Origin of the sequence: Rhizobacter terrae (assembly GCF_003852895.1) — a bacterium.
GTDB lineage: Bacteria > Pseudomonadota > Gammaproteobacteria > Burkholderiales > Burkholderiaceae_C > Albitalea > Albitalea terrae.
The window spans coordinates 78,557-99,812 of record NZ_QUSW01000002.1 but is presented as its reverse complement, the minus strand read 5'-3'; the positions used below and the strand labels follow the sequence as shown (position 1 = coordinate 99,812).

At 67.5% G+C, this 21,256-nt stretch carries 21 protein-coding genes and 1 riboswitch; of the genes, 9 read left to right on the top strand and 12 right to left on the bottom strand.

What is annotated here, in order from left to right; all coding sequences use genetic code 11:
* The first annotated feature begins 67 nt into the window (after positions 1–67).
* The gene (locus DZC73_RS07515; protein WP_124539627.1) at positions 68–1,807 is read left to right on the top strand and encodes a bifunctional protein-serine/threonine kinase/phosphatase; all 1,740 of its coding nucleotides are present in this window, start codon (positions 68–70) and stop codon (positions 1,805–1,807) included.
* Between the two features lie 77 nt (positions 1,808–1,884).
* Here the strand turns inward: DZC73_RS07515 and DZC73_RS07510 are convergent, their stop codons facing one another.
* The gene (locus DZC73_RS07510) at positions 1,885–3,153 is read right to left on the bottom strand and encodes an MFS transporter (RefSeq protein ID WP_124540347.1); all 1,269 of its coding nucleotides are present in this window, start codon (positions 3,151–3,153) and stop codon (positions 1,885–1,887) included.
* Between the two features lie 318 nt (positions 3,154–3,471).
* On the opposite strand from DZC73_RS07510, the gene DZC73_RS07505 reads away from it, so the two are divergent.
* Positions 3,472–4,653 (top strand): type IV pili methyl-accepting chemotaxis transducer N-terminal domain-containing protein, encoded by a 1,182-nt coding sequence (locus tag DZC73_RS07505; RefSeq protein ID WP_235835032.1) that lies wholly within the window; start codon positions 3,472–3,474, stop codon positions 4,651–4,653.
* A gap of 212 nt (positions 4,654–4,865) precedes the next feature.
* Positions 4,866–5,909, top strand: a complete 1,044-nt coding sequence (locus DZC73_RS07500) for a sensor domain-containing diguanylate cyclase (protein ID WP_235835031.1) — start codon at positions 4,866–4,868, stop codon at positions 5,907–5,909.
* 2 nt (positions 5,910–5,911) lie between these two features.
* Here DZC73_RS07500 and DZC73_RS07495 read toward each other — a convergent pair whose 3' ends face one another.
* The 4 genes from DZC73_RS07495 to DZC73_RS07480 form a co-directional block, all read right to left on the bottom strand.
* Entirely contained in the window at positions 5,912–6,733 is an 822-nt protein-coding gene (locus DZC73_RS07495) for a sulfite exporter TauE/SafE family protein (RefSeq protein ID WP_124539625.1), read from the bottom strand.
* Positions 6,730–7,194, bottom strand: coding sequence for an EVE domain-containing protein (locus DZC73_RS07490; RefSeq protein WP_124539624.1), 465 nt, complete (start codon positions 7,192–7,194; stop codon positions 6,730–6,732). The genes DZC73_RS07495 and DZC73_RS07490 overlap by 4 nt, the downstream gene beginning before the upstream one ends.
* Before the next feature lie 229 nt (positions 7,195–7,423).
* Positions 7,424–7,750: a cell division protein ZapA gene (locus DZC73_RS07485; RefSeq protein WP_124539623.1), complete on the bottom strand. Its 327-nt coding sequence runs from the start codon at positions 7,748–7,750 to the stop codon at positions 7,424–7,426.
* The gene (locus DZC73_RS07480) at positions 7,747–7,977 is read right to left on the bottom strand and encodes a DUF904 domain-containing protein (protein WP_407924091.1); all 231 of its coding nucleotides are present in this window, start codon (positions 7,975–7,977) and stop codon (positions 7,747–7,749) included. The genes DZC73_RS07485 and DZC73_RS07480 overlap by 4 nt, the downstream gene beginning before the upstream one ends.
* A 46-nt stretch (positions 7,978–8,023) precedes the next feature.
* A riboswitch (cobalamin riboswitch) is annotated at positions 8,024–8,256 on the top strand.
* Positions 8,257–8,332: 76 nt separating this feature from the next.
* Here DZC73_RS07480 and DZC73_RS07475 point away from each other — a divergent pair.
* The 4 genes from DZC73_RS07475 to DZC73_RS07460 are packed head-to-tail and all read left to right on the top strand — an operon-like array spanning position 8,333 to position 12,938.
* Positions 8,333–10,216: a TonB-dependent receptor domain-containing protein gene (locus tag DZC73_RS07475; protein ID WP_161974493.1), complete on the top strand. Its 1,884-nt coding sequence runs from the start codon at positions 8,333–8,335 to the stop codon at positions 10,214–10,216.
* A 9-nt stretch (positions 10,217–10,225) separates the two neighbouring features.
* On the top strand, positions 10,226–11,197 hold the full coding sequence (locus DZC73_RS07470) for a FecCD family ABC transporter permease (protein WP_124539620.1): 972 nt from the start codon (positions 10,226–10,228) through the stop codon (positions 11,195–11,197).
* Complete coding sequence (locus DZC73_RS07465) at positions 11,194–11,976, top strand: ABC transporter ATP-binding protein (protein WP_124539619.1); 783 nt, start codon at positions 11,194–11,196, stop codon at positions 11,974–11,976. The genes DZC73_RS07470 and DZC73_RS07465 overlap by 4 nt, the downstream gene beginning before the upstream one ends.
* On the top strand, positions 11,973–12,938 hold the full coding sequence (locus DZC73_RS07460) for a cobalamin-binding protein (RefSeq protein ID WP_124539618.1): 966 nt from the start codon (positions 11,973–11,975) through the stop codon (positions 12,936–12,938). The genes DZC73_RS07465 and DZC73_RS07460 overlap by 4 nt, the downstream gene beginning before the upstream one ends.
* Here the strand turns inward: DZC73_RS07460 and DZC73_RS07455 are convergent.
* Genes DZC73_RS07455 through DZC73_RS07445 form a run of 3 tightly spaced genes read right to left on the bottom strand, consistent with a single transcriptional unit; the run spans position 12,866 to position 15,703 of the window.
* The gene (locus DZC73_RS07455) at positions 12,866–14,182 is read right to left on the bottom strand and encodes a PLAT/LH2 domain-containing protein (protein ID WP_124539617.1); all 1,317 of its coding nucleotides are present in this window, start codon (positions 14,180–14,182) and stop codon (positions 12,866–12,868) included. The two genes, DZC73_RS07460 and DZC73_RS07455, sit on opposite strands and share 73 nt — an antisense overlap.
* Positions 14,179–14,838, bottom strand: a complete 660-nt coding sequence (locus tag DZC73_RS07450) for a hypothetical protein (protein ID WP_124539616.1) — start codon at positions 14,836–14,838, stop codon at positions 14,179–14,181. Before DZC73_RS07450 ends, DZC73_RS07455 begins: the two co-directional genes overlap by 4 nt.
* A gap of 7 nt (positions 14,839–14,845) precedes the next feature.
* Complete coding sequence (locus DZC73_RS07445) at positions 14,846–15,703, bottom strand: hypothetical protein (protein ID WP_124539615.1); 858 nt, start codon at positions 15,701–15,703, stop codon at positions 14,846–14,848.
* A 166-nt stretch (positions 15,704–15,869) separates the two neighbouring features.
* Here DZC73_RS07445 and DZC73_RS07440 point away from each other — a divergent pair, with 166 nt between their 5' ends.
* Positions 15,870–16,421, top strand: coding sequence for an ECF-type sigma factor (locus DZC73_RS07440; protein WP_124539614.1), 552 nt, complete (start codon positions 15,870–15,872; stop codon positions 16,419–16,421).
* 52 nt (positions 16,422–16,473) lie between these two features.
* Positions 16,474–19,368, top strand: coding sequence for a serine/threonine-protein kinase (locus DZC73_RS07435; protein WP_124539613.1), 2,895 nt, complete (start codon positions 16,474–16,476; stop codon positions 19,366–19,368).
* A 69-nt stretch (positions 19,369–19,437) separates the two neighbouring features.
* On the opposite strand, the gene DZC73_RS07430 is transcribed toward DZC73_RS07435, so the two are convergent.
* The 4 genes from DZC73_RS07430 to DZC73_RS07420 are packed head-to-tail and all read right to left on the bottom strand — an operon-like array spanning position 19,438 to position 21,128.
* Positions 19,438–20,049, bottom strand: a complete 612-nt coding sequence (locus DZC73_RS07430) for a GAF domain-containing protein (RefSeq protein ID WP_161974492.1) — start codon at positions 20,047–20,049, stop codon at positions 19,438–19,440.
* Positions 20,050–20,102: 53 nt separating this feature from the next.
* Positions 20,103–20,768: an endonuclease III gene (nth, locus tag DZC73_RS07425; RefSeq protein ID WP_124539611.1), complete on the bottom strand. Its 666-nt coding sequence runs from the start codon at positions 20,766–20,768 to the stop codon at positions 20,103–20,105.
* Positions 20,769–20,808: 40 nt separating this feature from the next.
* Positions 20,809–20,931, bottom strand: a complete 123-nt coding sequence (locus tag DZC73_RS30430) for a hypothetical protein (protein ID WP_268879037.1) — start codon at positions 20,929–20,931, stop codon at positions 20,809–20,811.
* A gap of 14 nt (positions 20,932–20,945) precedes the next feature.
* Positions 20,946–21,128, bottom strand: coding sequence for a hypothetical protein (locus DZC73_RS07420; protein ID WP_124539610.1), 183 nt, complete (start codon positions 21,126–21,128; stop codon positions 20,946–20,948).
* Positions 21,129–21,256: the final 128 nt, after the last annotated feature.

Sequence of the window (21,256 nt, the reverse complement as noted above, 5' to 3'; positions counted from 1 at the left end):
TTCGGCCACGCACCGTTTTGGGCGGTGCGTCTTGCCTCAGAATCGGCCCCGGGAGACCCGGGACCCTATGAGCTTCGACGTAGACATCGGCCACTTCAGCGTGAAGGGGCCGCGAGAACTGAACGAGGACTTCGCCGCTTCGGTGCAGCCTGCGCCCCACGATGAGGCGCGCGGTCTCGTTGCCGCGATCGCGGACGGCGTCTCCGCCGGTGGCCGCGGCCTCGAAGCAGCGCAGACCACCGTGATGACCGTCGTGCAGGACTACTTCGCCTGTCCCGACACCTGGGACACGACCGTGGTGCTGGACCGCGTGATCGGCGCGCAGAACGCCTGGCTCGCGGACCACAACCGGCGCCGGCAAGGGCAGGGCGCCGACGGCGGCGCGGCCATGACCACGCTCACCGCCATCGTGCTGCGCGGCCACGCCTTCACCATCGCGCACATCGGCGACACGCGCGCCTGGCTCATCCGCGGCGGCGACGGCGAGTGCGTGCAGCTCACGCAAGACCATTGTTTCGACCACCCCGACCAGCGCAGCCGTCTCACGCGCGCCGTCGGCCTGGACGACCGGGTGCGAATCGAATTCCTGCAAGGCGAGCTGCAGATCGGCGACGTGTTCGTGCTGACCACCGACGGCGTGCATGCCGCGCTCAAGCGCTCGCGTCTTGCAGCGCTGGCGCGCGACGACACCGCGCAGGCGGCGAGCCAGGCCATCGTGATGGCGGCGATTGCCGCGGGCAGCGGCGACAACGCCACCGCGCTCGTGTTGCGGGTGCGTGGCCTCTCGCAGGCCCGGCTCGAAGACGGGCTGATGCAAGGGCGCCAGCTGCCGGCCACGCGCAAGCTGCGTGTCGGCGATCAACTCGACGGCTACACCATCACGGCGCAGGTGTCCGACAACGGCGTTCATCGGCTCTACCAGGCCCGTGACGGCGCCACGCACGAACTCGTGGCGATCAAGACCTTGCACGAAGCCCGAGCCAGCGACCGCGAAGAGCGTGCGATGCTGGCGCACGAAGCGTGGCTTGGCAGCCGCGTCGCGCAGGGCTCGGGGCTGCATGGCGATGCGGCCTTCATCGGCGTTCGCGAGCAGCGCAATCCGACGAGCTTCTACACCGTGTTCGACTGGCATGCCGGGCACACGTTGGAGCAGTTGCTCAAGGAGAACCGGCGCTTCGAGGTGAGCGATGTGGTGGAGGCCGGGTTGAGCATCGCCCGCGCACTCGGACGGCTGCATCGGCACGGCGTGATCCACCGCGACATCAAGCCCGGCAACCTGCATCTCGGTGATGATGGCCAGTGGCGCGTGCTTGACCTGGGCGTGGCCATTTCCGGCAGCGAGCCCAAGGCCCTGCGCACCCTGCACGCGGGCACGCCCAGCTACATGAACCCCGAGCAGTGGGCCGGCGAAGAGCACGTGCCCGCCGACGCCGGCAGCGACGTCTACGCCCTGGGCGTGACGCTGTACCAGTGGCTCACCGGCCGCCTGCCCTTCGGCGAGATCGAGCCTTACCAGAAGTCGCGGCACCGGCGCGATCCGCGCCCGCCCTCGCGCCTGCGTCCGGACGTGCCCATCTGGCTCGATCATGTCGTGCTCAAGGCCATTGCGCTGGATGCACGGCAGCGTTTCGAGACCGCCGAGGAGATGGTGCTCGCGCTGGAGCGAGGGGCCTCGCGCCCCATTGCTCCACCCAGCGCCACGCCGCTCGTGGCGCGCGATCCGGTCGTGCTGTGGAAGATCGGCCTGGGCATCTCGGTGCTGTTCAACGCGCTCTTGATCTACTGGCTGTTGTTCCTGCCGCGCTGACGCATGCTGGCCGGCCACCACGCGCAGGCGGTGGCCAGACACAGCGATGCAGCGAGCGCGGGCCGGACGGTTCATGTTCAGGCGCGGGCCTTGTTGACCTTCGACAAGCCCACCGACCCGGCAGGCACGCCGCCCCCCGGCCGTGCGCGTCCACCCTTCTCGGCCCAGGTGCGCGTCCAGCGGATCTGCATTACGCGCATCACGCCGAGCATCGTCAGCGCCAGCACCGCGAAGAGCACGAAGCCCCAGGCATAGGTGCCGGTGTAGGTCTTGGACAGGCCCATCGCGTTGGGCACCAGGCCACCGCCCAGCGCGCCGATCTCGCCGATCATCGAGCCGGCCACTGCCGTCGTCAGCGGCCAGCGCAGGGGCACGAGCTGGAAGAGGGCACCGTTGCCTGCGCCGAGTGCGGCGAAGCAGATCATCAGCAGCAAGGTCGTCAGTGCCAGCGAGCTCGAAGTGAAGCCCACGAGCGTGAGGCAGGCCGTGACCACGCACAGCACCAGCGTGAGCGTGTTCACGCCGCCCCAGCGGTCGGAGATCCAGCCGCCGCCCACGCGCACTGCCGCGCCCATGAAGGCCGCGAGCATGGTGAGCTGGCCCGCCTGCACCTTGCTCACGCCGAACTGGTCGTAGTAGTAGGAGGGCAGGAATGTGGTCAGGCCGATGAAGCCGCCGAAGGTCACGCCGTAGATCAGGCTGAAGGCCCAGCCGTCCTTCTCGAACAGGCAGGCGATGTGCTCACGGAAGTTGGAGTGCGCATCGACATCCGGCGGCTCCTTGGCCAGCACGATCATCACCAGCATCGGGATGAAGATGGCCACGGCCGCGACGCCGTACACCGCTTGCCAGCCCAGCCAGTTGGCCAGCGGCGGCGCCACCAGCACCGACACCGCCGTGCCCACGTTGCCCGCGCCCACCAGGCCCATGGCCAGGCCCTTGTACTGCGGCGGGAACCAGCCCGAGCCCAGCGACAGCGCCACGCCGAAGCTCGCGCCGGCGATGCCCAGCAGCACGCCCATGGCGAGCAGGTCGTTGAAGCTCTTGACGAAGAAGAAGCCGAACATCATCGCCACCGCGATGAGCCCCATCTCCACCAGCGTCGCGCTCTTGCGGCCGATGTATTGAGCCAGCACGCCCAGCGGGAAGCGCATCAGTGCGCCCGCGATGATGGGCACCGACAGCATCAGGCCCTTTTGCGCGGGCGAGAGCTTGAAGGTCTCGGTGATGAACGGCGCCATCGCACCGTTGAGCACCCAGATGCAGCAAGAAAACGCGAAGTACAGGAAGGACGCGAACAGCGTGGGGCCGTGGCCTGCCTTGATGAAAGTCTTGAAATTCGACATGAGGATCATGGTCTCCATGGGACACCCCGGCGACATCAAGCCGGAGAAGGAGGCACATGACTGCCCGCGGTCGTTGCGGACATGGCCCGCCGTGCGTGGACGGAGCCTGGGTGCGTCGTCACACCCGTGGGTTCCTTTCGCAAGCACCGTGCCAACATGCACTGAAGGCTGCTATGGTGCGGTCCTTGCACGTGCTGTTTGCGCTTGGTTTTCCCTCGTAAATCCTCTGTTTTCGCGATGACGTCCTGCCTGCTCCTCGACCCTTTCGCGCCCGCCGTCGCGGATCTCCAAAGCGACTTGGAAGGGGCAGGAATTCACGTGCTTGGTGCAGTGCAGCGCGGCAACTTGGTGCGAGAGGCGGTGCAGTTGGGGCCCGACGTGCTCATCTGCCATGAGCTCTCGCCCGACGATGCCTTCTTCGACGCCATCGCCCTGATGCAGGCCACGGCACCGCGGCCCGTGCTCTTGTTCACGAACGATCCGGATGCCGACAAGCTCGCGCGTGCCCTTGAAGTGGGCGTGCATGGCTATGTGGTCAACGGCTATTCGCCGCAGCGGCTGCGTTCGCTGATCCACCTGGCCCAGGCGCGCTACAGCCACGAGCGCGAGCTGCTGGCCAAGCTCGCCGACGTGTCGCACCGTTTCGAGGAGCGCAAGCTGGTGGACCGCGCCAAGGGCATTCTCATGCGCGCGCGGCAGGTGTCGGAGGAAGAAGCCTTCCGTGTGCTGCGGGCCGCGTCCATGCACACCAACCAGCGTGTGGGGCAGGTGTCGCAGCACGTGATCGCGGCTGCGGGCATGGCGGAGTCCGTCAACCGCGCCGGGCAGCTGCGCATGCTGTCGCAGCGGCTGGTGAAGCTGTATGCGCTGGCCTGCATGTCGGCCGATGCGACGCCCATGCCCGAGTCCTGCGCGCGGGTGGATGCGAACCTGGGCGCGTTGGCCAAGAACCTGTCGAAGTCGACGTATGGCGACCTCATCGATGCGGTGGCGGCGCCGTGGGCGCAGCTCAAGCCGCTCATGAACGAGCGCGTGGACCCGGCTCGCCTGGCCGAGGTCGATGCACTGGCCGACCGCATGCTGCTGCAGGCCGACCGCCTGGTGACAGCGCTGGAGGCGCAGGGCGCGGCATCCACGCTGCACGTCATCAACGTGGCGGGGCGCCAGCGCATGCTGTCCCAGCGTGTGGCCAAGCATGCGCTGATGTCCGTGCTGCTCAAGGGCGTGGAAGCCGCGGCGGCCTCCGCCGAAGCGGAACGTGCACGCCTGGAATTCGAGCAGGCCCTGGCCTACCTTGATGCTGCACCGCTGACCACCCGCGAGATCCGCGAGTCGCTGGACGAGGCCGTGCAAGTCTGGGCCGGCATGAACCGCGCCGTGACCCGCCCGCGGGCGAGTGACACGCCGCGCACCCTGGCCGAGACCAGCGAGACGCTGCTGGCCCTCTTCGACCAGCTCACGCTTCGTTACGAGCACAGCATGCAGGTGTTGGTGGGCTGACACGCATCTGTGGACGTCCATGCGACGGCCTCGGAAATGTGTGCAGTCCTTCTCACTTCGCGGGGCAGGCTGATTCCTGTGTTCGATATGATCAATTTAGGGGGGTCGTGTCGCTTCTCACGGGGTGAAGCTTGCAAAGCGCTCGCCCCTCGGACACAGTGGACGCCCAGACACGGTGCGTCGCCGCGTGCGCCGAAGAAGGAAAAAAGCAGATGACCGAAACCATGCAGTCAACGCCCGCCGAACTGGCAGACCGGGCGCGCGAGCTTCGCGCGGCCCACGGTCTGGCCGATGGTTCGCTGGGCGCCGTGCTGCTGAGTGTGGTCGAGCGTCTGGAAGCACCTTTCGCGGTCAAGGAAATCGGCTCCGGCCGCTACGTCCACGTCAACATGCGCATGGCCGCGCTCTACGGCCGTTCGCCCGAACAACTGCTGGGCCACACCGACGCCGACCTGCTCGGCGCCGAACTGGCCGCCCATCTGCGCTCGGCCGACCAGACGGCGCTCGGCCAGTCGCTGGCCACCAGCACCGAGCACCGCATCGAGCGTGATCGCATCCGCCGCGACTTCAACGTGATCCGCGTGGCCTTGCCCACGGCCGACGGCGGCCCGCCGCGGCACATGTGCTGCGTGTGGATCGAGAACACCCTGCTCCACCAGCGTGATGCGCAGCTCACCAAGGCGCTGCAGCAGCTGGAGCAGCAGCAGATCGCCGCCGAGGCCCTGCGCCGCGAGACGCAGGACCAGTCCCTGCGCGACAACATCACCGGGCTGTACCAGCGGGTGCACTTCGACGACCAGTTGCGCCGCGAGGTGGACCTGTCATCGCGCGAGCACCGCGAGTTCGCGCTCGTGTCCATTGCGCTGGACCCGCTGCCTGACAACGTGCGCAGCCTCGGCGATGCGGCCCGCACCCGGGTGCTGGAAGCGCTGGGCCGGCTGCTGCGCGGGAACACCCGGGCGATGGATGCGTCCTGCCGCCTGGACGAAGACCACTTCGCCATCCTGCTTTCAGGCGTGGGCCTGGCCACGGCACATTCACGCATGGAAGGCCTGCGCCGCCAGTGCGCCACGCAGATCGTGGTGCTGGACGGGCGTGATCTCGGCTTCACCGTGTCCATGGGCGTGGCGAGCTTTCCGCACACGGCACACACGCAGGAAGAGCTGATGAACGCGGCGGATTCAGCGCTGGGCGAGGCTCAGCGCCGCGGTGGCAACCACGTCACGCTGGCCAGCATCCGCTTCGACGCAGCCTGATCTCAGGCCGTCAAGGCCTTGGTCAGCATGTAGCCGGCCAGACAGTAGAGCATTCCTGCGAACACCCGCTTGAGCTGCGCCATGTCCATTCCGTGTGCCACCTTGGCGCCTTGCGGGGCCATCAGCACGCTGGCTGAGGACACCACCGCGAGCGCCGGCAGCCACAGGTAGCCCACGCCGCCGGCCAGGGGGTTGGTGACGTTCCAGCCGCCGATCACGTTGCCCAGGGTGCTCGCCACCGCGATGGGAAAGCCCAAGGCCGCACTCGTGGCCACGGCGTTGTGCATGGGCACGTTGCACCAGGTCATGAAGGGCACGGAGATGAACCCGCCGCCCGCGCCCACCAGGCCGGACATGGTGCCGATGACGCCGCCGGCAGCCAGCCGCCCGGCGGTGCCCGGCATCTGTCGGTGCGCCTGGGTCTTCTTGTTGCGCAGCATCTGCGTGGCGGAGAAGCCCACGAAGAGGGCGAACACCAGCGCCAGCGCCGCGCCGCGGATCAAGGGGTAGATGAGGGCGCCGGTGATGATCGCCATCACCGTGATGCCCGGCGCGAGCGTGCGCACCAGGTCCCAGCGGATGGCGCCGCGAGCGTGGTGCGCGCGGATGCTCGACAGCGAGGTGAACATGATGGTCGCCATCGAGGTGGCGATGGCCATCTTCACCGCCAGCGCGCCCTCGACGCCGTGGTGCGAGAGCATGAAGGTGAGGAAGGGCACGAGCAGCATGCCGCCGCCCACGCCGAGCAGGCCCGCCATGAAGCCCGTGAAACAACCCAGTACCAGCAGTTCGAGGATCAGTTGCCAGTCGAGGCCGAGGATCATTCGCGTTCCAGAATTTCGAGCACGGCGCGCCACTCCTGGGGAGTGACCGGCGTGATGGACAGCCGGTTGCCGCGCTTCAACACCACCATCGACTCCAAGGATGGCGCATTGCGCATCTCGGCCAGCGACAGCAGGCGCGTCTTTCGCACAAGTTTCACGTCCACGTGCTGCCAGCGCGGTTCCTCGCGCTTGGCGGCCTCGTCGAAGTACTTGCTCTTCTTGTCGAACTGCGTCGCGTCCGGGTAGGCGGTGCTGGCCACTTCGGCCAGGCCCGCGATGCCGGGCTCCGGGCACGACGAGTGATAGAACAAGACGCCGTCGCCGACCAACATCCGGTCACGCATGAAATTGCGGGCCTGGTAGTTGCGCACGCCGACCCACGGAACGGTCTGATTGGGGCTGCGTGCGAGGTCATCGATCGAGCACTCGTCGGGCTCGCTCTTCATCAGCCAGTACGCCATGGATGTGCGCAAAGAAGTGAGGGTGTCCACCGCGAACCGTGAGCCGCATTCCTGAACCGGGGGTTCAGGTGGGCCAGGTCAACCGGGCTTCGGGTTCATCTGACGCGAGACGATCACGCCCACCGGGTTTGTTCCTTAGCCCGAGCTCAATGAGCATTGGTTCAAGGAAATTAAAAACTCACGCGAGGGCGGCGGACCAGATGGATTTTACGCCCCGCCCGCGCGCGCATCACAGCAATTGACCATCGGCGCCCAGGGTTTGATCGATGCGCTTGATCAAGGCGTCGATGTCCGTGCTAGCGCCGTCGGCAGAGGCTTCGCGCTTGCTCGAAGCAGGTGCGGCCGGTGCAGGAAGAGGGCGTTCTGCCAGGGCATACGCCAGGTTCAGCGCCGCCAGCACGGCGATGCGTTCGCGCGCCTTCACCTTGCCGGCATCGCGTATCGCACTCATCTCGCGGTCCACGTTGCCCACGGCCTCCAGCAGCGACTGCTCGCCGCCTTCGGGGCAGCCGAGGATGTAGCTCTGGCCCATGATGGTGACTTCCATCTGCTTCATCGGGCGGCGTCTCCGCTGTCGGTGGTGGCCTCGGACTTGTCGGCGGGCAGGCGTTCGAGCAGCGCGTCGATTCGCCCGCGAGCGGCGTTCAGCCGCGACTTCAGGCTGTCACGTTCGGTGGTGACTTGTGCGAGCTGCTGCTCCAGCAGCGCGTTGGTGCGCACCACCTCCTCGTGCCGCAGCAGCAATCTCTCGACCCGCTCGGCGAGTTCATCGATCTTGGACATGGCCATCGTGCCCTGTACCGGGGAAAGGTTCTCATTGTAGGTGGTGCTTACAATCCGCCCCGTTGGTGCCCGTGCCGGGTGTTCATTCCGGCACAGTTAAACGGGAAGCAGGCAAGGCCTTGGCGCCTTGAAACTGCGCTGCCCCCGCAACGGTACGGCGGACGAAGCCTTTGCTGCGCTTCAGCTCTCGCTCGCACACCACTGAGGACGAACAGTTTTCGGGAAGGTCGCGAGGGTCGGTCCGCCAGCCCGGATACCGGCCAACAGGCGGTGTGATCGGTCTTGGGCCGGCACGCCAATTGGGCCCATGCCGGCGGGGAAGCTGGCCAGGGCGTTCGAGTCGGCACTTCTCTCCATGAAAAACTCTGTCTGCATCGCGCGGCCGCTTGGCCTCGCCATCGCTGTCATCTGCGCGCAAGGCTTCGCGCTGCAAGCCCACGCACAAACCACCAACCTGGGCCCCGTGGTCATCACCGGATCGCGTGAACCCATGCCGCTGTCGCGCCTGGTGGGCGACATCTCGGTGATCGACGCCGAGCAGATCCGCAATTCCAGCGCGGACTCCGTCGAAGACCTGCTGCGCCGGCAAGGCGGCGTCCAGCTTTCGCGCACCGGCGGCCCGGGGCAAAGCGCATCGCTGCTGCTGCGCGGCAATTCGGCCAGCGGCACGGTGGTGCTGATCGATGGCGTGCGCGTGGGCTCGGCCACGCTGGGCCAGACCGATCTGTCCAGCCTGAGCCTGGCGCAGATCGACCGGATCGAAATCCTTCGTGGACCAGGCTCCAGCCTCTACGGCTCGGATGCGATGGGCGGTGTGGTGCAGATCATCACCAAGCGTGGCCAGGGCGCGCCCTCGTTCACGGCGCATGCGGCCGTGGGCGGCTACGGGTCGCATGAGGTGGATGCTGCGCTCGACGGCACGGTCGGCGCCTTCGACTTCGCCGCCAGCCTAAGCCATGAAGGCAGCGACGGCGTGTCCGCGGTGCTGCCCACCGACGTGTTCGGCCGCTACAACCCGGACGCCGACGGCTACAAGCGCACGGGCGCTTCGCTGCGCGGTGGCTTCACCGTCGCGCCTGGGCACCGCGTCGGCCTGAGCGTGCTTGACAACCGCCTGAACTCGCAGTTCGACAGCGCCGAGTACAACCCGCCCACCTTCGCGGCCGACCCCTCGCCGGACTTCCGCAACCGCTTCAACACACGCGTGGTCTCGGCCGACTACCGCGGCGCCTGGTCGCCGCAATGGGTCACCTCGCTGCAGATCGCGACGCAGCGCGATTCGCTGGAAAGCGGCGGTACCACGATGTCACGCTACGACACCGACCGGCAGCAAGTCACCGCACAGGCGGCCTGGACGCCCATTGCCGGCCACCAGTTGCTGGGCGCTATCGAAAACCTGGAAGAGAAGGTCACGGCCGCTGCGTTGGCCGGTGTCTCCAAGCGCCACAACAATGCGCTGGTGTTCGGCTACACCGGCAAGCTCGATGGCCACAAGCTGCAGGCCGACCTGCGCCATGACCACAACTCGGCCTCAGGCAACGTCGACACGGGCAAGATCGGCTGGGGCTATGACCTCACGCCCTCGCTATCAGTGCGCGCCGTGGCCGGCACGGCCTTCCGGGCTCCGTCCTTCAACGAGCTCTACTATCCGGGCTATGGCGTCAGCACCATCCGTCCGGAACGTTCGCGCAGCATCGAGGTCGGTGCGAACTGGACGGATGGTGACACCTCGGCCGGCATCACGATCTACGAGAACCACATGCGCGATCTGATCGGCTATGAGCCTGACCCGGCCAAGTGCCCGACGGGCTACACCTTCGGGTGCGCAGCCAACATCGACAAGGCCAAGCTGCGCGGCGCGACCATCAACGCATCGCACAAGATCGGCGCCTTCGCACTGCATGCCACCGTCGACTTCCTCGACGCGAAGGAAGCCACCACCGGCACGCGCCTCATCCGCCGCGCCGCGCACCAGGAAAGCTTCGGTGTTGACTGGAACAGCGGCCCGCTGTCGCTGGGCGCGACGCTGCTGGACGTGGGCGGCCGGCCCGAGGGCGGACGCGACCTCGACGCCTACCAGGTGCTCGACCTGCAGGCCCGCTACAAGCTGGACACGCACTGGCAGTTCGAAGCCAAGCTGCTCAACGCCACCAACCGCCAGTACGAACCGGCCCGCGACTACCAGGCCTTGGGCCGCCAGGTCTGGATCGGCGTGCGCTTCGACGGCTTCGGGGGCTGACGGCGTTCCATGAAGCCCGGCCGCGTCCTCCTCGTGCTGGTGCTGCTTGCGGCGGCATCGATGCTGGGAGGACTGGCGGCTGGATCGTCAGGCTTCGGCTGGGCCGTGCCCGACATCGTCTGGCAGATCAGGGCGCCGCGCGTCATGGCGGGCTTTGGTGCTGGTGCGGCGCTGGCGTTGTCGGGCGCCTTGATGCAACTGCTGACGCGCAATGCGTTGGCCGATCCGTACGTGTTGGGTGTGTCCAGCGGCGCTTCCGTTGGCGCCTTGTCGGCGATGCTGTTCGGTGCCGGCGTGGGCTGGTGGGCCGAATGGGGCATTGCGGCAGGCGCTGCCGCCGGGGCCTTCGGCGCGACGGCCTTGCTGCTGGGCCTATCGTGGCGCGTGCTGTCCCGCCAGGCGGCATCGGACGCACCCGTGTCGCTGCTGCTCATCGGCGTGATGATCGGCTCGGCAGGCTCTGCGCTCATCACCGTGCTGCTGACCTTCGCGCCGGAGGCGCAATTGCGCGGCATGGTGTTCTGGCTGCTGGGCGATCTGAACGGCGCGACGCACTGGTCCGCGGTGTGGACCGGACTCGTGCTGGCGCTCGCGCTGTGCTGGCCCTGGGCGCACCAGCTCGACTGGCTCGCGCGTGGCGATGCCTGGGCCGCCACGCTGGGCGTGCCGGTGGCGCGCCGTCGGCGGCAGGCCTTGCTGGCCTCGGCGCTGGCCACCGGCACGGCCGTGGCCACGGGCGGCGCCATCGGCTTTGTCGGACTCGTCGCACCGCACGCCTTGCGCCTCCTCGGCGTGCGCAGCGCGCCGTGGCTGCTGCCGGCCAGCGCCTTGGCCGGTGGAAGCTTCGTGGTCCTGGCCGACACGCTGGCGCGCACCATCGTCGCGCCGATTCAATTGCCTGTCGGCGTGATCTGCTCGGCCGTGGGTGTTCCCTTGTTCCTGGCCTTGCTGCTGCATGGCCCGCGTGGAGGGCGGCGATGAATGTCCCGCTTCGCATGGACCTGCGCGGCGTGAGCCTGAGGGCTGGCGGCACGGCTGCGGGCCGCGTGCTTTTCCATCCGCTCGACCTTGCCGTGAATGCCGGCGAGCGATGGGTGGTGCTCGGCCCCAACGGCGCCGGCAAGTCATCGCTGCTCTCGGCGATGGCGGGCGTCTTTCCACTGAATGCCGGCGAGGTGCGCCTGCAGGACCGTCCGCTGCCGCACTGGCGCGCCCAGGACCTGGCAGACTGGCGCGCCTGGTGCCCGCAGTTCTGGTCCGACCCATTTCCCTCCACCGTGGCCGAAACGGCAGCCATGGCGATGCGGCGCGGCGCCTGGTGGGCTGCGCCGGATGACGACGATGCAGCCGTCGCCCAGGTGCTGGCCGAACTCGACCTCGCTGCCTTCGCGAAGACCGACGTGCGCCAGCTCTCCGGCGGCGAGCGCCAGCGCGTGGCCGTGGCCACCACCTTCTTGCAAGGCGCGAAGCTCCTGCTGCTGGACGAACCGGTGTCGCACCTCGACCTTGCGCACCAGCGGCTGCTCCTGCGGGCGCTCATCAGGCGCAGCGAGGCGGGGCAGGCGGTGGTCGCCAGCCTGCATGACATCAACCTTGCCTGGGACCTCGCCACGCACGCCGTGCTGCTGGACGGCCGCGGCCAGGCGCTGGCCGGCGCACGCGAGGAGGTGATGTCGCCACGCCTGCTGTCGCAGGCCTTCGGCGTGTCCATCGAACGTGTGGAAGTCTGCGGGCAGACCCGCTTCTGGGTGGAACCATGAAACGCCTTCTTTGCCTTCTCGGCCTGGCAGCCGGCATTGCGCAAGCCGCGGTGCATGTGGACGATGCCAAGCGAAGCGTCGAATTCAAGACGCCACCGCAGCGCGTCATCACCCTCGCGCCCAACCTCACCGAGTTCGTCTACGCGGTGGGTGCCGGGGCCACGCTCGTGGGCACCATGGACACGAGCAACTACCCGGAGGAAGCCAGGCGCGTCGAGCGCATCGGCAACTACCAGCGGCTGGACGTGGAGCGCATCCTCGCGCTCAAGCCGGACGTGGTGCTGGTCTGGCACCACGGCAACCAGGGCCGCGAGCTCGGCCAGCTTGAAGCAGCCGGCGTAAAGCTGTTCTACATCGAACCACGCCGCGTTGACGACGTGGCCGATTCACTCACGCGCATCGGCGCCTTGCTCGGCCACGCGAAGCAGGGCGCCGAACGCGCGGCCGCCTACCGCCAGGCCTTCGCCGACTTGCGCCTGCGCTACGCCAACGCCGCGCCGGTGTCGGTCTTCTTCCAGGTCTGGAGCCAGCCGTTGATGACGCTCAACGGGCAGCATCTCACCAGCGACCTGATGGCGATCTGCGGTGGGCGCAACGTGTTCGCTTCGCTGCAGGCGCTCGCCCCGCAGATCTCGGTGGAGTCGGTCGTCGCGGCGAACCCGGAGGTGTTCTTCACGGCGCGCGAGTTCGACAACGGTGCCACCGCCTGGCAACGCACGCCGGATGGCGAAGCGTTCCGCCTCTGGCGCGACTTCTCCAAGCTCAGCGCTGTCCAGCGGGGATGGATGTTCACCGTCTCAGGCGACCTGGTGACCCGCCAGGGACCGCGAGCCATCGAAGGGGCGAAGGCTTTTTGCGCGATGCTGGATGAGGTGCGGCGCGAGCGCCGTCACACCAGCGGCCTCGTGACGCCGCCTTCGCCCACCCAGCAGCCAAAGGTCGCCTCCCGTCGCTCTCCGTAGCGTTCGCTCGCCACTGTCACGCGGTCCAGGTACCAGTCGGGCGCGTTGCCCTTGTCATCCCGGCGCACGGTGATCGATTGCAGGGGGCCGAGGTCGAGGCTCTCCATGAAGACGTAGTCCCAGGCGTTGTTCTCCATCCGGCCGGGGGTCTTGCCGAGCAGTGAGCCGATGAGCGAAGCATCGAAAGCCTTGCTCACGGAACCGTTGGGGCCTGTCAGCGTGAACAGCAGGTTCGCATCCGTTCCGGCGTTGTGGACCGTTCCCGTGTGGACCTGCAGCGCATACGCAGTGTCCGGACGGCCGAACGGATTGTCCCGGCGCAACGCCAGGCGGATCTTCGGGCGGAATTCCTCTTCAGTGATCACCCGCCGAAGCGTGGCGGTCATGTCCGCGTCGAAGCGGCTCGGGGACTTGCCGGGGATGATGCCGTTCACGCCGATGCGCAGGTATTCGCGCAGGGCGTCTTCATCGCCCACCGTCCAGGCGTAGACGAACTTGAGCTTGCCGGCAGCTGTCCGGAACGCGCTGGCACGCTCCAGCGATGGCCGAACATGCGGACTCAGGGTCGGTGACTGGAACGTCGGTGCCACGCCGTTGCCATAGCACGCATTGGCCACGTCGGAGAACAGGCTGATGATGGCCTCCGGGTCGTTCTCCTCGTCGACCATGAGGCCTTCCCGTGGACCCAGATCGCTTCTGATCTGGTCGAAGATCGACCGCTCATCCAGGCTCGCCACGGAAATGATGATGCTCAAGGTGCTGTCGAAGGTCAGCAGCCGGCGGGCAAGGTCCAGCAGCGTGCGGCCGTGCTCGGGCGTGGCCACCTTGGGCTTGCAATCGAAGATCACGAGCGCGAGGTTCTGCGGGTTCAACTGGGCAATGCCGTGGAGCTGCGCAAGGAAATCCGGCAAGGCCGGTGCGTCGTCGTCGCCACCCTTGTCGGTGTCCAGTGTGCCTGTTTCGCTCACGCACAGCTGGTCGGGGCGGCTCTCGTAGACGTTCACGTCGATCTCCACCGCATTGGCACCCGCGGCCAGTGCCTGCCGCACCTCGTCGAGGCTGTTGGTGTTGTGGCCGATGATGTAGAAGGGCCGGGGGGCCATGCCGGAGAGGATCGCGGCCGAAAGCTGCTTCAGCGTGAACGTCGGCCACATGCCGAGCACCTCGGCGATCGCCAGGGCACTCGTGGATCCGGTGATGCCGACGCGCTGCGCGCATTGGCTGAGCGTCAGCACCTGAGTCATGTCGAAGCGGCCGCCATGGTGGAGCCGGTGAGGGGAGCCCTGGAGCTGACATCGCACACGAGATTGGATCGTCCCTCGTTGTCGAACTCCACATGACAGGCGTCGGAGCCGCGGTTCGATCCTCCGAACAGGATGACCGCACCGAGTGCCAGGCCCGTCAGCGCCAGATCGATCACATCCACCGGCAGCGTGCTGGCCTTCAAGGTGGTCGATGTGCGGCTGCCGATGGCTGTTTCCCACTGGTCCTTGATGCGCAGGTCGAACCCGGCGATCTTCCAGGTGTCGGACTTCGGCCCCACCCCGAGCTTGCCGTGGACCTTGCCGCTGTTGCCCGTGACCAGCGTGGCGCCCGCGGCATCCTTCAGGTCGAGGACGGCCATGCAGATGGCGTAGCTGTCGCCGACGATGTCGTCTTCGTGCACGCTGCCGGTGAACAGCCAGTCCCCGTTGCTGTTGATCGCGAGCTGGCAGTCCCCGGACACGCCGCCGGCCGTGATCGGGCCCGACTTGAAGATGAAGGTTCGGGGCGGCAAGTTGTCGAGCACGCGGATGTTGGCAGGGCGTGGACCGCAGAGCACGGCGATGCCGTCCTTCGGCGTCCAGCCTGGCGGTTCGAGTCGGCGCGCCAGTGTCTGGCGCAGGCTGAAGCTGCTCATCGCCGGCCTACTTCTGCATGACGAGGACGCGGATCTGTCCGCGTCCTTCGTTGAGCGACTCGATCGCCTTGCCGATCACGGCGCCGAATGCGGCCTGAGGGTCGGTGGCCTTCATCGCATGTCCCGAGGTCGGCGAGGTGGTGAGCATGTCGCCGACCTGGATCGGCGCATAGCTCGCATCCACGTTGCAGCACACCTTGCCCATCAAGGCGATGGGGGCACGGTTGGTCGCGCCGTCCACGCGGTCCAGCACGATGGCGGGGCGGAAGGGGCCGGCGCCCGAGACCACGCCGACGGCGCGGCCATCGTAGGCCTTGCTGCAAGGCTGAATGACGCCTGACTCATCAAGCACCATCACATTGCCCGGCACGGCCGTCTCGGCCATGCCCCGGTATTCGAACTCCTCGGCACAGTCGGCCAGCATCACGTCGCCTCCGTTGCCGATCGTCAGGTTGCCATTGACCGTGGCCGATCCATTGACCACGAGGTTGCCGTCGAACCGGCCGGCCGGGTTGCCTCGGCCGTACAGGGCAATGCCCACATCGTTGACGGCCGCCACCCCGCAGTGCTGGGGACTGCCGCTGCGCCCCTGGATGCCGTCCATGGCGTCGGAGATGCCCAGGATGCCGACCGCGCGGTTGCTGTAGCCGTAGACGCCGACCAGGCCGGCGGCCGTCCAGCCGGGACTCTGCCCGACCAGGTGGCCTCGCGTGTCTTCGCCGGTCAAGGGATCGACGCGATGGCCTTGCACCGCAGGGCCGATGCTGGTGATGTCGACCCAGACCTCGCCCTGGATGCCGGGGACGATGGGAACGTCGCCTGGAAGGGTGACGTGGGTGAAAGGCCGGTTCTTGATGTCTGACATGGTGTGGTGCTCCTGGTGACGTGGACTGTCGAAGGAGAAACCGTGCTGCGGCGTGAAATCCGGACATGTGCCGCTCAAGAAAGACGAACCCAAAGTTAGGGGGGCGCGGGGTCCGGCGGGGCCGGCGCGCTTGCTTTCACCGCGGATTGACGGGAGCATTTCGCCGATGGGCGACATCACCTCCTTGCTCGAACGCGTGAACGCTGGCGACACGACGGCCCGCGGCGCGCTCTACACCTTGCTCTATGACGACCTGCGCCGGTTGGCGCGGGCGCGGCTGAAGCTGAGCGAGACGATCACGCTGCTGGACACGACCTCGCTCGTGCACGAGGCCTACATGCGGTTCCTCAATGCGCGGGAGCTCGACTTCGCTGATCGTGCTCGATTCTTCGGCTATGCATCGAGCGTGATGCGTTCGGTCATCGTCGATGAGGTGCGCAAGCGCCGCAGCGACCGCCGTGGCGGTGCTGCCGAGCACGTCGAGCTCGATGCCGAAGTCGCCGACATGGCCGGCGGCGACGAGGACCAGATCATCCGTGTGCACGAGGCACTCGACGACCTGTCCGCGCTCGATGCACGCCTGGCCCACGTCGTCGAGATGCGCTACTTCGCCGGGCTCACGGAAGAAGAAATCGCAGGGGTGCTGGGCGTGAATGAACGCACCGTTCGCCGCGACTGGGACAAGGCGAGGACGCTGCTGTTCTCGGCGCTCAAGTAGCACCTGGTAGACGCCAGCCAAGACCCATCCGTCCGAGGCCAGGGAGTCCACGATGCTCAGCTTCTCCGCCCGCGACTGGGCCGTCATCTCGCCCCTTCTCGACGAGGCGCTCGAGCTGCCGCCCGAGCATCGCGGCGATTGGTTGCGTGCCTTGCCGCAAGACGCGCAAGGCCATCGCGATGCCATCGCGCAACTGCTCGAAGACCACGCCCGCGTCGAGACACAGAATTTCCTGAATACCCTGCCCAAGGTGAGCCTGGCGCCTGACGGAGAGCTCGACCAGCGCGACGCGAACGCACGCACCGTCGGACCGTACAGGCTCCTGCGCGAGCTTGGCCGGGGCGGCATGAGTGTGGTGTGGCTGGCTCAGCGATGCGACAACTTGCCGGCGCGGACCGTGGCGCTCAAGCTGCCGCATCCCGCCGTGGCGGGGCGGGGTTTCGCCGAGCGGCTTGCGCGCGAGCGCGACATCCTGGCCTCGCTGGCGCATCCCCACATCGCGCGGCTGTACGACGCCGGCATCACGCCGGACGGGCAGCCCTTCATTGCCCTCGAGCATGTGCAAGGCCACACGCTGATCCGGCACTGTGACGCCGCGACCCTCGGCCTGCGTGCGCGCATCGAACTGTTCCGCCAAGTCCTCGATGCCGTGGAATACGCGCACGCGCACCTCGTGATCCACCGGGACATCAAGCCCTCCAACATCCTCGTGGACGAGCACGGACAGGTGCGCCTGCTCGACTTCGGCATTGCCAAGCTGATCGTGGACGGCGATGCCGAGTCCACCGAGCTGACCATGGACACCGGCCACGCGCTGACGCCGGACTACGCGTCGCCCGAACAGCTCGCCGGGCGTGCCGTCACCACGGCGTCGGATGTCTATTCGCTCGGCGTGGTGCTGTTCGAATTGCTCACAGGCAGCCGGCCCTACCGCCTGTCCTGCGCCTTGCGGACCGATCTGGAAGAAGCCCTCCGCACGATCGAGGCTCCGCGACCGAGCCAGTGCGTGCGCAGTGAGGAACCAGCGGCCCTGCGAGGCATGACCGCCGGCAAGCTGCAGGCCGCGCTGCGCGGTGACCTGGACACGGTCGTGCTCAAGGCCATCCAGAAGGATCCGCGGGCCCGCTACGCGACCGTCAACGCATTGGCCGACGACCTCGATCGCTACCTGAACGCACAGCCCGTGCTGGCGCATCCGGACGGCAGGTGGTACCGCGCCCGCAAGTTCGTGGGCCGCAACAAGCTGGCCGTCGCGTCGGCCGTGTCGGTGGTGTGCGCCCTGGCCGCGGGGCTGGGCACCGCGCTGTGGGAGGCACGCGTCGCGCAGATCGAGGCACGCACGGCCAGCTCGGTCGAATCCTTCATGGTCGACGTGTTCCGCACCAACTCCATCGAACACCCCGATCCGCTGAAGGCACGCGAAACCACAGCCCGTGAGCTGCTCGACCTGGGCAGCCGGCGGGTCGAATCCGAACTTCGGGATGCGCCGCGGGCGAAGCTGCGCGTGCTGGCCACCTTGGCGGAGATGTACGACGAACTCAGCCTGAGAGATGAGGCGAGCGCGTTGGCCAAGGCTCGTGTTCGCCTGGCGCGTGAAGAGTTCGGCAGCTCGGATGTTCGGCTGGCCGAAGCGCTCACGGAACTGGCCGGCAACCTGTATGGATCGTCCTTCGACAGCAAGGAAGTCGAAGCCGCCCTGGCGGAGGCGGATCGGATCTTCACCGCCAACGGCGATGCCAACTCGCGTGCGCGAGGCCAGTTCTACTGGACGCTCGCGCAGCACCTGCAAAGCGGTGACCTGGCGCGTGCGTCCGAAGCCGCGGGCCGGTCGGTGCAGATACTGCGGGCCTACCCGGACTCCTACGACCTCGCGCAGGCGCTGACCATGCGAGGCATCCTGCACGATGCCCGCAAGGAGTATCGCGAGGCCGCTGCGGCGCTGACGGAAGCGACGTCGCTCGCGCAGTCGCTGCAGGGGCGCACCCGGCGTGGCCTGGCGATCGCCTATGCCTACCTCGGCGAGGCGCAGGACAACCTGTTGGACCTCGCGGGCGCGGAGGCGAGCTACCGCGCTGCGCTGCATGCCTCGCAGTCATTGCGCGGGCCGGAACATGTCGACACGGTGCAGACCCAGCTGCGCCTGGGGCACTTCCTGTTCACCAGCGGCAAGCCCCACGAGGGGCTGCAACTCATTCGCGAAGCCTTGGATCTTGTCTTGCGGACCAAGGGAGAGAACGACAGCTTCACCACGCCCTACGCGCAGTCCGTCTACGGCCGTGCACTGGTGAAGTACGGCAGGACCGAAGAAGGCAGCCGCCTTCTTGCTCGCGCGATCGACAATCGACGCACGCATCGGCCTGGTACGAGGCAGCTCGCGTTGATGCTGGAGTCGCAGGCTTTCGCGATGACCGACCTGAGGCGTTATGACGAGGCTGCTGCAGCACTCGACGAGGCCGCGGGCATCCGCAAGAAGATCGGCGACACACTCGGGTCCGGGATGCTGGACGCGGCTGTGCTGGGGCGCGCTGAACTGCTCCTCGCGCGTGGTCGACCCGACGATGCCATGACGGCTCTGGCAGCGCTTCCACTGCCTGCCGGCGGCGCCAACAGTGTCACGCGACGCAACCTGGATGTGGCCATCCTGATGTCTCGCATCGAACTCGCACGAGGCCACGCCGCGGCGGCGGCAGCGATCGCGGCCCGTGCGCGCAACCTCATCGAATCCAGCCCCTTGCGTGGGTATCTTGCCCAGTACGAGACGCGCGCCGCGCTGGCCGAAGGGCAGGCCTTGCTGCAGGACAAGAAGGCGGAGCCGGCACTGGCCGCACTGGAGCGAAGCAAGGCCGTGGGCGTCGCGCTCTACGACCCTTCGAGCCCGGTCATGGTGAATCTCGAGGCTGCGCTGGTGCAGTGCCATGGGGTGCTGCGCGCAAGCTTGGACCACTGAGCATCGCCTGCGGTTTGTCGACGGGCCTGGTTCGGTTCGCGCCAGGCGCAGGGCTGCAGCCGGAGCCACTCACTTCCCGCCGCCGAAATCCTCATCCAGCGGCATCGGCATCGTCATCAGCCGGTTCGGCGTGCTGGGCTCCCACAGCCCGCCGGGGGTCGTGTCCAGGTGCGAGGTGATCGCGTTCATCAGCGCCAGGCTCACCCGCGAACCCATGCGGCGCAGCAGCTTCACCTGATGCGGCATCCACGCCTGCTGCTCGCCGATCTGCTCGCAGCTGAAGCATCCGTACAGCGTGCCGTTCACCGAGAAGCTCACGTCCAGGATGGACTGCACGCCCATCGGCTGGATGTACGACTCCATGAACGGCCGCAGCGCCGGATGCGTGCGGCAGTCGGTGGCCATCACGATCCCGTTGCGGATCAGGTCATCGAAGTAGGGCGTCGAGTCATCCGCCACCATGTCGGGCACGCGGACGTTGGCGTCGGTGGCGCTGTCGTGCATGGCCATCGACCGCAGGGCCGCACCGCGGTGTGCGCCGATGAGCATGCGCACGCCGGCGCGCGAGCAGCCGATGTCTTGCGCCATGCGGCGGGTGAACAGCTCCAGGAATTGGGCAGAGTCGATCTCTCCGCGGTCAAGCAGACCGCAGATGCGCTGCAGCGCCATGAGTTCGGGCATGGGATTCATTCTGGGCAGCGCGATGGCCGCCCGACACTGCAAACCCTTGCAGGTCAGGCGGTGGCCTGCGCGATGTCCGCGCCCTGGGTCGTGAACAAGTTCCGGGAATCGCACAAATGTGCGACCGCACATTGCTCGCACAGCGGGCGGCGGGCGATGCACACGTAGCGGCCGTGAAGGATGAGCCAATGGTGCGCGTCCACCATGTACCCGGCGGGCACCCGCTTGAGCAGGCCCATCTCGACTTCCAGCGGGTTCTTGCCGGGCGCCAGGCCAGTTCGGTTGCTCACGCGGAAGATGTGGGTGTCCACCGCCATCGTGGCCTCGCCGAAGGCCACGTTCAGCACCACGTTCGCCGTCTTGCGGCCCACGCCGGGCAGGGCTTCCAGCGCCTCGCGCGTGCGCGGCACCTGGCCCCCATGCTCGGCGATGAGGATGCGGCAGGTCTCGTGCAGGTTGCGCGCCTTGTTGCGGTACAGGCCGATGGTCTTGATGTAGCCCTCGATGCCTTCGACACCCAGGTCCAGCATGCGCTTCGGCGTGTTGGCCACCGCGAAGAGGCGGCGGGTGGCCTTGTTCACGCCCACGTCGGTGGCCTGGGCCGACAGCAGCACGGCCGCCAGCAGCTCGAACACGTTGGTGTATTCGAGTTCGGTGTTGGGCTGCGGGTTGGCCGCCTTGAGGATGGCGAAAAACGGCTCGATGGACGATGTCTTCATGCGCGCCGATTGTGGCAGCGCGCGGCGCCTGTCTCGCCGTTCAGCTCGTGGAAGTCGCCGACGCGGCCTGCGTCGTGGGCGTGGGCGGCTTCGGCGTGGGCTTCTTCTTGTCGCAAGCGGGCAGTCCGGCCGCCAGCAGCGCGCACAGGAGGAGCGCGGCCACCGGACGCATCACCGTCACCCGTAGCGCGATCTCAGCTCACGGATCTGATCGCGTGCCTCGCTCTCGCGGATGCCTTGCGCCTTCTGGGCCTTGGGGCCGCCGTGCGGGCGGCGATCGCGGTCTTCAGCAGCCTTGGCGCCGTCGCGGCGCTGGTCACGGTCGTGCTTTCTCGACCCCTCGGTTCGGTCTCGGCTCATGGCAACTGACTCCTTCGCACGGGTCCGCATGTCCCAGGCGGACCGTGCTGCAAAGCCTAGTTCCTGGCGCGGCGGATCGCAACGGCTTGCCGCCGCCGGCACAGTGGGAATGCGCCGATACGGCTGTA